Below are 12991 nucleotides of genomic sequence, written 5' to 3'. Positions count from 1 at the left end.
GGCCAGCTCATGGACGCTCGGCCTGCGCGCTCAGCAGGGCAACGAAGGCCTGCGCGGCACGCGACAAGGTGCGCCCACCATGGGTCACGCAGCCCAGTTCGCGCGACAGCACCACATCGGCCACCGGCAAGGCCACGACCTGATGGTCGATCATGCGCTCGGGCAGCACGCTCCAGGCCAGCCCCACCGACACCAGCATCTTGATCGTTTCCAGATAGTTGGTGGTCATGCGCAGGCGCGGCGCAAGCCCGTGTGCGGCGAGCAAGTCGGCAACGATGCGATGGGTGAAGGTGCCCGCATCCGGCAGTACCGCCGGATGCGCCACCACGTCCTCCAGCGCCACCGCGCGCATCGCGGCCAGCGGGTGGTCGGGGGCCACCACCACCTGCAGGCGGTCGTGCCAGATCCGCTGCGCACGCAGCGGGGCGCGGGTGTCCGGCGCCAGGGTGGTCACTGCCAGTTCCACTTCCCCGCGCAGCACCGCTGCGTAAGCCAACTCCGAATCCAGGAAGCGGATGTCCAGCGCCGCCTGCGGCTGCTGTGCGGCGAAGTTGCGTAGCACTGCAGGAAGCCGATGCAGGCCGACGTGGTGGCTGGTGGCTAGGCTGAGCCGTCCACCAACTGCCGCGCCCAGGTGTTCCAGCACGCGGCGGGCGTCTTCCAGTTCGGCAAGGACGCGCTGGGCGCGCGGCAATAGCGCCTGTCCGGCTTCGGTCAGTACCACCTGGCGGCCCAGGCGATCGAACAGCCGTGCCGACAACTGCGCTTCCAGCAGTGCGATGCGCTTGCTGACCGCCGGTTGGGTCAGGTGCAGCGACTCGGCGGCGGCCGAAAAGCTGCCGCTGTCGGCGATCGCCACGAAGGCAGCGAGGCTGGCAAGATCCATTGGCATTCCTAAAATTCATTCCTTGAATAAACAATATGAATTTGCGTTATCCAAGGCAAGCTCCTAGCATCGAAACCAGCCAGATGGGCCGCCGCCCCCGCCAACCGGAACCCCGCGATGACCGCCAAGACGCTGTATGACAAGTTGTGGGACATGCACGAGGTCGCCCGCCGCGACGACGGCTCGTCGCTGATCTACATCGACCGCCACATCCTGCATGAAGTGACCTCGCCGCAGGCCTTCGAGGGCTTGCGGCTGGCCGGACGCAAGCCGTGGCGCATCGACGCCAACATCGCGACCCCCGACCACAACGTGCCCACCACCCGTGCCGAGCGCCAGGGCGGGCTGGAGTCGATCTCCGACGAAGTCTCGCGGCTGCAGGTGCAGACACTGGATGAGAACTGCGACGATTTCGGCATCCTTGAGTTCAAGATGAACGACACCCGCCAGGGCATCGTGCATGTGGTGGGCCCCGAGCAGGGCGCCACGCTGCCGGGCATGACGGTGGTCTGTGGTGATTCGCACACCTCCACGCATGGCGCATTCGGCGCGTTGGCGCACGGCATCGGTACCTCCGAAGTGGAGCATGTGCTGGCCACGCAGTGCCTGATCGCCAAGAAGATGAAGAACCTGCAGGTGCGTGTCGAAGGCACGTTGCCGTTGGGCGTGACTGCCAAGGACATCGTGCTGGCGGTGATCGGCAGGATCGGCACCGCCGGCGGCAATGGCCACGCGCTGGAATTTGCCGGCAGCGCCATCGCCGACCTGTCGATGGAAGGCCGCATGACCATCTGCAACATGTCCATCGAGGCCGGCGCGCGCGTGGGCATGGTGGCGGTGGACGAAAAGACCATTGCCTACGTCAAGGGGCGCCCGTTCGCGCCCAAGGGCGCCGACTGGGAGGCGGCGGTGGCCTTGTGGCGCACCCTGGTCTCCGATCCCGACGCACGCTTCGATACGGTGGTGGAACTGCGTGCAGAAGACATCAAGCCGCAGGTCAGCTGGGGGACGTCGCCGGAGATGGTGCTGGCGGTGGACCAGCGCGTGCCGGACCCGGCGGCCGAGCAGGACCCGACCAAGCGCGATTCAATTGAACGCGCGCTCAAGTACATGGGCTTGCGGGCCAACCAGCCGATCACCGAGATCCGCCTGGATCGCGTGTTCATCGGCTCGTGCACCAACTCGCGCATCGAAGACCTGCGCGCGGCCGCCGCGGTGGCCAAGGGTCGCAAGGTGGCGGCCACCATCAAGCAGGCTCTGGTCGTCCCCGGCTCGGGACTGGTCAAGGCGCAGGCCGAAGCCGAAGGCCTGGACAAGGTGTTTCTGGACGCCGGCTTCGAATGGCGCGAGCCGGGCTGCTCGATGTGCCTGGCCATGAACCCGGACAAGCTGGGCAGCGGCGAACATTGCGCGTCCACCTCCAACCGCAATTTCGAAGGCCGTCAGGGCGCCGGTGGCCGCACCCACCTGGTCAGCCCGGCGATGGCGGCAGCAGCAGCGGTCAGCGGGCATTTTGTCGATGTGCGTGAACTGCAGGGAATCGAGAATCGGGAATAGGGAATCGCCACGTCCCGCTTCCCGCTCTGCCCATTCCCTATTCCCTATTCCCTATTCCCGGCCTCTCAATGACTCCTTTCACTCAACACACCGGACTGGTGGCGCCGCTGGATCGCGCCAACGTCGACACCGACCAGATCATTCCCAAGCAGTTTCTGAAGTCGATCAAGCGCACCGGCTTCGGGCCGAACCTGTTCGACGAATGGCGCTACCTGGATATCGGCGAGCCGGGGCGCGACAACAGCACGCGTCCGCTCAATCCTGAGTTCGTACTCAATTTCCCGCGTTACCAGGGCGCCAGCGTGCTGCTGGCACGCGAGAATTTCGGCTGCGGTTCCTCGCGCGAACATGCGCCTTGGGCACTGGACGAATACGGCTTTCGCGCGGTGATCGCGCCCAGTTTTGCCGACATCTTCTACAACAACAGCTTCAAGAACGGGTTGCTGCCAATTGTGCTGGCCGAGGCGGAGGTGAATGCCCTGTTCGAGCAGTGCCTGGCCACCGAAGGCTACCAACTCACCGTGGACCTGGATGCGCAGCGCGTGCGCCGGCCCGATGGTGTGGAGTATGCCTTCGAGGTCGATGCATTCCGCAAGCACTGCCTGCTCAACGGCCTGGACGACATCGGCCTGACCTTGCAGGACGCCGACGCGATCGGCCGGTTCGAGCAGGCCCATCGCGTGCGGCAGCCCTGGCTGTTCACCGCGCTACGCTGACCAGCACAGCCCATCGACACCCTGGCGCTGCGGCGCCGCCCCCCGAGGATTGCATGAGCAAGCAGATTCTGATTCTTCCCGGTGATGGCATCGGCCCGGAAATCATGGCCGAAGCAGTCAAGGTGCTGACGCGGATCGACGCCCAGCACGGTCTTGGCTACAGCCTGGTGTACGACGAACTCGGCGGCGCCGCCTACGACAAATATGGCAGCCCGTTGGCCGATGAAACGCTGGAGCGCGCGCGCGCCGCCGATGCAGTGCTGCTGGGCGCGGTAGGTGGCCCGCAGTGGGACACCATCGACCCGGCACTGCGCCCGGAGCGTGGCCTGCTCAAGATTCGCTCGCAGCTGGGCCTGTTCGCCAACCTGCGCCCGGCCTTGCTGTATCCGCAACTGGCCGAGGCATCCACGCTCAAGCCGGAGGTGGTTTCGGGTCTGGATCTGCTGATCCTGCGCGAGCTGACCGGCGGCATCTACTTCGGCCAGCCGCGCGGCAATCGCACCCTGGACAACGGCGAGCGCCAGGCCTACGACACCTTGCCATACAGCGAAAGCGAGATTCGCCGTATCGTCAAGGCCGGTTTCGAGATGGCGCGCCTGCGCGGCAAGAAGCTGTGCTCGGTCGACAAGGCCAACGTGCTGGCGTCGAGCCAGCTGTGGCGCGCGGTGGTGGAAGAGGTGGCCCGCGACTATCCGGACATCGCGCTATCGCACATGTACGTCGACAACGCCGCGATGCAGCTGGTGCGCGCGCCCAAGCAGTTCGACGTGATCGTGACCGACAACATGTTCGGCGACATCCTGTCCGACCAGGCCTCGATGCTCACCGGCTCCATCGGCATGCTGCCTTCGGCCTCGCTGGATGCCAATAGCAAGGGCATGTACGAGCCGTGCCATGGCTCGGCGCCGGATATCGCCGGCAAGGGCATCGCCAATCCGCTGGCCACCATCCTGTCGGTGGCAATGATGCTGCGCTACACCTTCGCCCAGGCCGCCGCCGCCGATGCGATCGAGCACGCAGTCGGCAAGGTGCTCGACCAGGGCCTGCGCACGGCCGATATCTGGTCGGAAGGCACCAATCAGGTGGGTACGGTGGCGATGGGCGATGCGGTGGTGGCTGCGCTGTAAGGATTTATCGTTTTGTCGAGTTGGCGGCCGCCATCGTTCCCCGGGCGATGGCCGCTTTCGCGTCTGCGTTGCTATCGATGCGCGCTGTCGCGCCCGACGGCGGGACACGCCGTAAATCCCATCTATGGAGGCTCGGTGGCGGCATCCATGCCGCCACACGGTCCCGCCGCCGGGCACGACAGCGCGCTCCCCGCTTGTGCCGCTGCCGATCGAAAAGCGTTACGTTGCTGAATGACGACGATTGCTGCTTCCGATGCTCTATCCACGTATCGACCAGCGGTACTGTCCGTTCTGCGTGGCGCGCAGCATCCAGGTGTTGCTCTTCTCTCCGCGCATCGGTGCAGTCGGAGGTGCTTGCGTGCGTGCCGGCGCGGGACCTTATGCGGCATGGATGCCGCATAAGAGCCTACATGGACGTACTTGCGGCGTGTCCCGCGCCGGCACGCGCGCAAGCGCCCTCGGGACCCGGAAACCAGAACGGCCAGCGGATCGCTCCATTGGCCGTCCAAGTTGCAACGTTCACGCCGCGCGCCTCGCGCCGCGTTACGCCACTGCCGCTGTCTTGCCGGCGACCACGCCACGCTCGCGCTGACGCAACAGACGATTGGCCACGTCCAGCCACGCCAACGCGCTGGCTTCGATGATGTCCTTGCTGGTGCCGGTGCCTTCGTATTCCACGCCGTCATGGCGCACGCTCAGGCTGGCTTCGCCGCGCGCGTCCGCACCGATGCCCACGCTGTGCACCTGGTAGCTGTCCAGTTCCAGCCGCACGCCGGTGGCTGAGGCCAGCGCGCCAAACAAGGCATCCACCGGACCGTTGCCCTGCGCGGTTTCGGCCACGCGGTTTCCTTCCGGATCGGACAGCTCCACCAGCGCATTGGCACGGCTGCCGACGTCGCTGATGGTCATCGACGCCAGGCGGTAGCCTTCCTGCACGGTGGCATCCTGCATCAGGGTCTGCAGGTCGGCATCGGTGACCACGCGTTGCTTTTCGCACAGGGCCTTGAATTGTTCGAAGACCAGCTTGACCTCTTCTTCTTCCAGCAGATACCCCAGTGCGCGCAGGCGCTGCTCGACCGCGGCGCGGCCGCTGTGGCGGCCCAGCACCATCTGCGAGGATTCCCAGCCCACGTCTTCCGGGCGCATGATTTCGTAGGTGCCGCGATGGCGCAGCATGCCGTGCTGATGGATGCCCGATTCGTGCGCGAATGCATTGCCGCCCACCACGGCCTTGTTGCGCTGCACCGGCATGCCGACCAGGCGCTGCAACAACTGCGAGGTGGAGACGATGCGGGGCGTGTTGATCGCCGAATCGAGGTTGTAGAACGCACCGCGCACCTTGAGTGCCATGGTGATTTCTTCCAGCGCGCAATTGCCAGCGCGCTCGCCGATGCCGTTGATGGTGCATTCCACCTGGCGCGCACCGCCTTCGATGGCGGCCAGCGAATTGGCGACCGCCAGGCCCAGATCGTTGTGGCAATGCGCGCTGAAGATCACCTTGTCGGCGCCTTCCACGCTGGCGATCAAGCGCGAGAACATGCCGCGGATTTCTTCCGGCGTGGTGAAGCCTACCGTGTCGGGCAGATTGATCGTGGTGGCACCGGCGGCGATTGCCACGCGCGTGACCTCGGCCAGAAAATCTTCCTCGGTGCGGGTCGCATCTTCGGCGGAGAATTCGATGTCGTCGATATAGCCGCGTGCCAGGCTTACATGCGTGTGCACCGACTCCAGCACCTGCTCGCGGCTCATGCGCAGCTTGTGCTCGCGATGCAGCGGGCTGGTGGACAGGAACACGTGCAGGCGCGGATTGGCCGCTGATTCCAGCGCCTTGGCCGAGGTTTCGATATCTGCCTGCAGGCAGCGCGACAGCACTGCCAGCGTGGGGCGGCGCAGCTCGCGTCCCATCATCGCCATCGCCTCGCGGTCGGAGTGCGAGCTTGCCGGGAAGCCGGTCTCGATGATGTCCACGCCGAGCTCATCCAGCGCGCGCGCCAGCACCAGCTTTTGCTGGGGCGTCATGCTGCAGCCGGGGGATTGCTCGCCGTCGCGCAGGGTGGTGTCGAAAATTCGGATACGCGGGGTCTGGTTGGATACGGTCGTGTTCACCAGGAAGACTCCTCTACGGCGATGGCGGTGACAGGCGTTGTAGCGACTGCGGATGGATGGGAAACAGCGGCGGCGTGGGGTGGTGGTTTGACGCTGCGTTCGTTGCGCAGCCGCTCGGTATTGCGACGGCGCGGTTTGCGTGGCGGACGCGGCCGCACTTCGGACAACAGCGTGGCCAGAACGGTGGCGTCGATATTACCGCCAGAGACCACCGCACATTTGCGTTTGCCCGCAACGCGGCGACCAGCGGCCAGGGCGAGGGCGCCGGCGCCCTCGGCGATGACGTGCTCTTCCAGTGCCAGGCGCACCAGGGTTTCGCGCAATTCGGCCTCGCGCACGATGACCACATCGTCGAGCAGGCTTGCGCACAGGCGGCGGGTGAGAAAACCGGGAATCTTGACCTTGACGCCATCGGCCAGCGTAGCCACCGGAGCGATCTCGCGCACATCGCCGCGTACAGCGCGGGCCATGGAGTCCACACCTTCCACCTGCGCACCGACCACGCGCACGCCCTGCGACTTCAATGCCAGCGCCACGCCGGAGGCCAGGCCACCGCCACCGATCGGCACGATCACCACGTCCGGTGCATGCGCCGCCAACTCGATGCCCACGGTGCCTTGCCCTGCAATCACATCCGGGTCGTCGAAGGCGGACAGGAAGCGGTAGCCGTTCTGGTCGGCGAGCTCGCGAGCGAAGGCGAACGCTTCGTCGTAGCTGTTGCCATGCTGGCGCACGGTGGCGCCCCAGTGCGCCACGCCGGCGATCTTGGTCTGCGGTGCGCCGTGCGGCATTACCGTGATGGCCTGCACGCCGAGCCGGTACGCCGACCACGCCACGCCTTGCGCATGATTGCCGGCCGAGGCGCAGATCACCGGGCGTTCGTCGCCGCGTTCCAGGCCGGCCAGCAGTGCGTTCAACGCACCACGCACCTTGTAGGAACCGGTGCGTTGCAGGTTTTCCAGTTTCAACCACACACCGAAGCGCTCGGCGTAATGCAGCGGCGTGGGCGACAGATATTTGCGCAGGCGTGCCTGCGCGGCCAGCACGTCGGCCACGCTGACCGCCACGTCGGTAACGTCCGGCTCCTGCAGCGAGGGGCGGCCCGAATCAGGCATTGCGGCACACGCCTGAGCGATCCGGAAGAAGCGACCTCCGGACGGCGTGATGGTGATCGCGCGAGGTGTGTGCGTTCATGCGGCGGCCTCCACCGATTCCAGCGCGGTAATCGCAACGGATTCGCAGTCGTACACCTTCTGCAACTGCAGGCGCAGCGTTTCCGGCGGACGGCTGCTGTCCACATCCAGTTGCAGGTGCCAGCGGCCGGACCCATCCGGTTGTGCGGCGCCCTGGATGGCACAGAGACGGAAGCCGCGTCGCTCGGTCATGCCGATCACGCGCACCAAGGCGCCCTCGGCCGGCTTCAGCACCAGATCAAGCCGGTAACGCATGTGTCGTCTCCTTAGCCGCATGTGCGGGATTGCTGTCCAGCATGGTGCTGTTGGCGTTGTTGGGCGGCACCAGCGGCCAAACGTTGGCGCGTGCATCGATGGCGACATGCAGCAGCCCGGGACCAGGCTGGGCCAGTAGGTCGGCCAGTGCGGCGTCCACCTCGCCACGCGCGATGATGCGCCTGGCCGGGATGCCGAACACCTGCGCCAGCGCCGCAAAATCCGGGTTGTCGGACAGGTCGATCTCGCTGTAGCGCTCGGCAAAGAACAGCTCCTGCCACTGCCGCACCATGCCCAGCGAGCTGTTGTCCAGCAGCACGATCTTCACCGGCAGCTTGCAGCGCGCGATGGTGACCAGCTCCTGCACGTTCATCATGAAACTGCCGTCGCCGGAGACCAGTACCACGGTGCGATCAGGGCAGGCGAACTGCGCGCCCATCGCCGCCGGCAGGCCGAAGCCCATGGTGCCGAGTGCGCCGCTGGTGAGGTGGTTACGTGGATCGTTGAAGCGGCAGTGCTGGGCCACCCACATCTGATGCTGGCCCACATCGCAGGCGATGATGGTGTCGGCCGGGGCCACTTCGCTCAGCCGCTTCAACAAGGCTGGCGCGTAGATATCGGTCCCGGGCGCATCGTAGCGCGTACCGAATTTTTCGCGGTTGGCAAAACAGCGCGTCCGCCATGCCTGGCAGTTGGCCCGCGCGGCGCTCAGCGCCTTCAGGCTGACGCCAACATCGCCGGGCACCGCAACATCGGCGGTGCGCAACTTGGAAATTTCGTAGGCGTCGGCATCCAGATGGATGACGCGCGCGAACGGGGCAAACTCGCTCAGCTTGCCGGTGGCACGGTCGTCGAAGCGTGCACCCACCACCACCAGCAGGTCGCACTCCTGGATGGCCATATTGGCTGCGCGCGTGCCGTGCATGCCCAGCATACCCAGGTAATCGGCATGCCCGTGCGGCAGCGCACCCAGCCCGCGCAAGGTCAGCGCGGTCGGGATGCCGGTGACCTCGACGAAGCGCCGGAACGCTTCCACTGCACCGGCCAGCGCGATCCCGCCACCGCCGTACACCACCGGGCGTTCGGCGCTGGCAATGGCTGCCAGTGCCTCGGCCAAATTCGCGTCCGCCGGTGCCGGTGGCGGCAGCACCGCCGCTGGCACATGCTCTGGCAGATGCGCCGCATCGGCGAGCTGCACGTCCTTGGGCAGGTCGATCAACACCGGCCCGGGACGTCCTTCGCGTGCAATCCGGAACGCCTCGCGCACCATCTCCGGCAACTGGTCCACGCTGCGTACCAGGAAGCTGTGCTTGACGATCGGCATGGTCATGCCGAACACGTCCAGTTCCTGGAACGCGTCGGTGCCCAGCAGCGGCGTCGATACCTGGCCGGTCAGGCAGATCATCGGCACCGAGTCGAGCATCGCATCGGCGATACCGGTGACCAGGTTGGAGGCGCCCGGGCCGGAGGTGGCCACGCACACGCCGACCCGGCCGCTGGCACGGGCGTAGCCGTTGGCGGCCAGGGCAGCGCCCTGTTCGTGGCGCACCAGGATGTGCTTGAGCCTGGAATCCACCAGGGCGTCGTAGAACGGCATGATGGTGCCGCCCGGATAGCCGAACAGCGTTTCCACGCCCTCGGCTTCCAGGGCCTGCGTCAGCCAGCGCGCGCCATTGCGGGGCGTGCTGTGTGCGGAGGTGTTCATGCGTTGCGGACCTTCGGTGTTAAGCGGTGGGGGATGCGGCGGCAGTTACGCCGCTTGTTGGTTCGCTGGTGCGGCAGCGGCCTGCTGCTCACCGTTGAGCCATACCATCTTGGCGCGCAGCTTCTTGCCCACTTCTTCGATCGGATGTTCCAGATCGGCTTGTTTGAACTTGCTGTAGTTCGGCAACCCGGCTTCGTATTCGGCCACCCAGTTCTTGGTGAAGGTGCCGTTCTGGATGTCGGTCAGCACATCCTTCATGCGTGCCTTGGTGCTGGCGTCGATCACGCGCGGGCCGCTGACATAGTCGCCGTATTGTGCAGTTTCGGAGACGAATTCCAGCATGCGGGTGATGCCGCCTTCGTAGAACAGGTCCACGATCAACTTCAATTCGTGAAGGACTTCGTAGTACGCGATTTCCGGCTGGTAACCGGCTTCCACCAGTACTTCAAAGCCGGCCTGCACCAGCGAGGACGCACCGCCGCACAGCACCGCCTGCTCGCCGAACAGATCGGTCTCGGTTTCTTCCTTGAAGGTGGTCTTGATGATGTTGGCACGCGCGCCGCCCAGGCCGCCGGCATAGGTCAGCGCGAACTGCTCGGCCTTGCCGCTGGTGTCCTGGTACACGGCGTAGATGCACGGCACGCCGCGGCCGATTTCGTACTCGCGACGCACCAGTGCGCCCGGACCCTTGGGCGCCACCAGCACCACGTCCAGATCGGCGCGTGGGGTAATCATGTCGAAGTGCACGTTCAGGCCATGCGCGAACAGCAGGCAGGCGCCCTGCTGCATGTTCGGCGCGATGACCTCTTCATAGAGCTTCTTCTGCACCATGTCCGGGGTCAGCACCGCGACCAGGTCGGCGGTTTTGACCGCGTCGGCCGGTGCCACCACGGTGAAGCCATCGGCCTGGGCCTTGGCCTCGGTGGGGCCGCCCGGACGCAGGCCAACGGTGACCTCGAAGCCGGAATCGCGCAGGTTCAGCGCATGTGCGCGGCCCTGGCTGCCGTAGCCGATGATCGCGATTTTCGGTTGGGTGTGCTTGCTCATGAAAAATCCTTGGGGGTTGGCAGTGGAAAAACGTATCAGCCGGCAGTGCGTGCACTGGACGGCTGAGCAACGGGGGAAGGCGCGCCGGGATTGCGCGGACAGCCATCGGCACCGGTACGCCCGGATGCGCCGGTATGACCTGTTGTCGTGATTGCAGCGAAATCGTTCATGTCATTCGAAACTTTTGGCGGTCCCTGAAACGCGAAACCCCGCGCCGTTGCCGGTGCGGGGTCTGATCGAAGCCTTGTGTGTCTGCTGCCTACACGAAGCCCCGTCCCGCACCGGTTGGCGAGGTAATAAGTACGAGCACGAGGAGCGCGGCTGCCGACGCGCCGAAGGGCGCGGACATCAAAGCGTTGGAGCTGGCGTGGCGGTGCGACATGGCCCTGAGATAACCATTGCCGGTAGCGAGGTGTCAACCCTTGCGATTGAAACTGGGGCGAAGGCCGTGCATGGCGCGCGCAAACCCGCGTGGCAGCAGCATGGTTTCCCCTGAAACTGGCGCAACCCAGGCGGCGGGGTCCCGGCCCGGGCCCGCTGTTGCGCGGGCGGCTGCCGGCACACGAGGTCGAGCGACCGCGACGGCGCAGGCCGCTGGTATGGTTGGCACCTCATCTGTCATGCCATGGGGAAGTGCTGTCATGCGTCGGGTACCTGTTCTGTTGCTGTCTGCCCTGGCGCTGGTGGCGCTGCCGCTTGGCGCCGCTGACCGGATCACCGGGCAGCCCTTCGCCACCCGTTCGGAAGTCATCGCGCCGCATGCCATGGCGGCCACCTCGCAGCCGTTGGCCACCCAGGTCGCGCTGGAGGTGATGAAGAACGGCGGCTCGGCGGTGGATGCGGCGATCGCCGCCAATGCGGCGCTGGGCCTGATGGAGCCCATCGGCAACGGGGTGGGCGGGGATCTGTTCGCGATCGTGTGGGACCCCAAGACCAGCAAGCTCTACGGCTACAACGGCTCGGGCCGTTCGCCCAAGTCGCTGACCCTGGCCGAGCTGCAGCGCCGTGGGCTGAAGGACATTCCGCCGACCGGCCCGTTGCCGGTGTCGGTGCCGGGCGCGGTGGATGGCTGGTTCGCGCTGCACGAGCGCTTCGGCCGCAAGCCCATGGCGCAGAACCTGGCACCGGCGATCCGTTATGCCCGCGAAGGGCATCCGGTGGCCGAAACCATTGCCTATTACTGGGACCGCTCGGTGCCGCGGTTGCTGCAATATCCCGGGTTCAAGGAGCAGTTCACCATCGACGGGCGCGCCCCGCGCAAGGGCGAGCTGTGGAAGAACCCGAACCTGGCCAATACGCTGCAGCAGATCGCCGACGGCGGCCGCGATGCGTTCTACAAGGGCGCGATCGCGCGCACCATCGGCGCCTACTTCAAGGCCAACGGCGGGTATCTGAGCTACGAGGACATGGCCAGCCACCAGGGCGAATGGGTGGAGCCGGTCAGCACCAACTATCGCGGCTATGACGTGTGGGAATTGCCGCCCAACAGCCAGGGCATCGCCGCGCTGCAGATGCTCAACATCCTGGAGGGCTATGATTTCTCCAAGATTCCGTTCGGTTCGGCCGAACATGTGCACCTGTTCACCGAAGCCAAGAAGCTGGCCTTCGCCGATCGCGCGCGTTTCTATGCCGACCCGGCGTTCCAGCCGGCGCCGTTGACCCGCTTGCTTTCCAAGGACTATGCCGCCCAGCGGCGCGCGCTGATCTCGATGGAGACCGCGCTGAAGGAAGTGCAGCCTGGCACGCCCAAGCAATTGGAGGAGGGCGACACCATCTACATGACGGTGGCCGATGCCGACGGCATGATGGTGTCGTTGATCCAGTCCAACTACCGCGGCATGGGCAGCGGCATGGCCCCGCCGGGGTTGGGCTTCATCCTGCAGGACCGTGGCGAGATGTTCGTGCTGAATAAGGACCATCCCAACGGCTATGCGCCGGGCAAGCGGCCGTTCCAGACCATCATCCCGGCCTTCGTCACCAAGGACGGCAAACCGTGGCTGAGCTTCGGCGTGATGGGCGGGGCGATGCAGCCGCAGGGCCATGTGCAGATCGTGATGAACCTAGTGGACTTCCACATGAACCTGCAGGAAGCGGGCGATGCGCCCCGCATCCAGCACGAGGGGTCCACTGAACCGACCGGCCAGGCCACTGCGATGCGCGATGGTGGCGAGGTCAATCTGGAAACCGGCTACTCCTACGACACCATTCGTGCGCTGATGCGCAAGGGTCACCGAGTGATCTTCGCCGATGGCCCCTACGGCGGCTATCAGGCGATTGCGCGTGATGCGGCCAGCGGGGTGTATTACGGTGCTTCGGAAAGCCGCAAGGATGGCCAGGCGGCCGGCTACTGAGCGGGCCGCAGATGGGTGCGCCGTTTGACCGCAATCACGGCGCGCGGC

General features: G+C 65.8%; 10 protein-coding genes. 4 read left to right on the top strand and 6 right to left on the bottom strand.

Features of this window, described 5'->3' with window-relative positions; genetic code table 11:
- Nucleotides 1–7: 7 nt before the first annotated feature.
- Complete coding sequence (locus ACCQ13_RS15860) at nucleotides 8–886, bottom strand: LysR family transcriptional regulator (RefSeq protein WP_104602577.1); 879 nt, start codon at nucleotides 884–886, stop codon at nucleotides 8–10.
- Between the two features lie 117 nt (nucleotides 887–1003).
- Here ACCQ13_RS15860 and leuC point away from each other — a divergent pair, with 117 nt between their 5' ends.
- The 3 genes from leuC (at nucleotide 1004) to leuB (ending at nucleotide 4286) form a co-directional block, all read left to right on the top strand.
- Nucleotides 1004–2443 carry a 3-isopropylmalate dehydratase large subunit gene (leuC, locus tag ACCQ13_RS15855; protein ID WP_104602576.1) on the top strand — a complete coding sequence of 480 codons (1440 nt, stop codon included), beginning with the start codon at nucleotides 1004–1006 and terminating at the stop codon, nucleotides 2441–2443.
- 68 nt (nucleotides 2444–2511) lie between these two features.
- Nucleotides 2512–3159, top strand: coding sequence for a 3-isopropylmalate dehydratase small subunit (gene leuD / locus ACCQ13_RS15850; protein ID WP_104602575.1), 648 nt, complete (start codon nucleotides 2512–2514; stop codon nucleotides 3157–3159).
- A 53-nt stretch (nucleotides 3160–3212) separates the two neighbouring features.
- Nucleotides 3213–4286: a 3-isopropylmalate dehydrogenase gene (leuB, locus tag ACCQ13_RS15845; protein WP_104602574.1), complete on the top strand. Its 1074-nt coding sequence runs from the start codon at nucleotides 3213–3215 to the stop codon at nucleotides 4284–4286.
- Nucleotides 4287–4829: 543 nt separating this feature from the next.
- Here the strand turns inward: leuB and ACCQ13_RS15840 are convergent.
- The 5 genes from ACCQ13_RS15840 to ilvC all read right to left on the bottom strand — a co-directional run bounded on the left by ACCQ13_RS15840 (nucleotide 4830) and on the right by ilvC (nucleotide 10592).
- Nucleotides 4830–6392, bottom strand: a complete 1563-nt coding sequence (locus ACCQ13_RS15840; RefSeq protein WP_159407532.1) for a 2-isopropylmalate synthase — start codon at nucleotides 6390–6392, stop codon at nucleotides 4830–4832.
- Nucleotides 6389–7459: a threonine dehydratase gene (locus tag ACCQ13_RS15835; protein ID WP_274392110.1), complete on the bottom strand. Its 1071-nt coding sequence runs from the start codon at nucleotides 7457–7459 to the stop codon at nucleotides 6389–6391. The genes ACCQ13_RS15840 and ACCQ13_RS15835 overlap by 4 nt, the downstream gene beginning before the upstream one ends.
- 123 nt (nucleotides 7460–7582) lie before the next feature.
- A complete protein-coding gene (locus ACCQ13_RS15830; RefSeq protein WP_104602570.1) occupies nucleotides 7583–7840 on the bottom strand; it encodes an ACT domain-containing protein in 258 nt (85 codons plus the stop codon).
- Entirely contained in the window at nucleotides 7824–9545 is a 1722-nt protein-coding gene (ilvG, locus tag ACCQ13_RS15825) for an acetolactate synthase 2 catalytic subunit (RefSeq protein WP_104602569.1), read from the bottom strand. Before ilvG ends, ACCQ13_RS15830 begins: the two co-directional genes overlap by 17 nt.
- A 45-nt stretch (nucleotides 9546–9590) precedes the next feature.
- A complete protein-coding gene (gene ilvC, locus ACCQ13_RS15820) occupies nucleotides 9591–10592 on the bottom strand; it encodes a ketol-acid reductoisomerase (protein WP_104602568.1) in 1002 nt (333 codons plus the stop codon).
- A 641-nt stretch (nucleotides 10593–11233) separates the two neighbouring features.
- Between ilvC and ggt the strand changes: the two genes are divergently transcribed.
- Complete coding sequence (gene ggt, locus ACCQ13_RS15815; RefSeq protein WP_274391973.1) at nucleotides 11234–12943, top strand: gamma-glutamyltransferase; 1710 nt, start codon at nucleotides 11234–11236, stop codon at nucleotides 12941–12943.
- Nucleotides 12944–12991: the final 48 nt, after the last annotated feature.

The sequence above is a fragment of the Xanthomonas sp. NCPPB 1638 genome (assembly GCF_041475635.2).
Classification (GTDB): domain Bacteria; phylum Pseudomonadota; class Gammaproteobacteria; order Xanthomonadales; family Xanthomonadaceae; genus Xanthomonas; species Xanthomonas cucurbitae.
The sequence above is the reverse complement of the archived record's forward strand: the minus strand, read 5'-3'. Positions and strand labels throughout refer to the sequence as shown.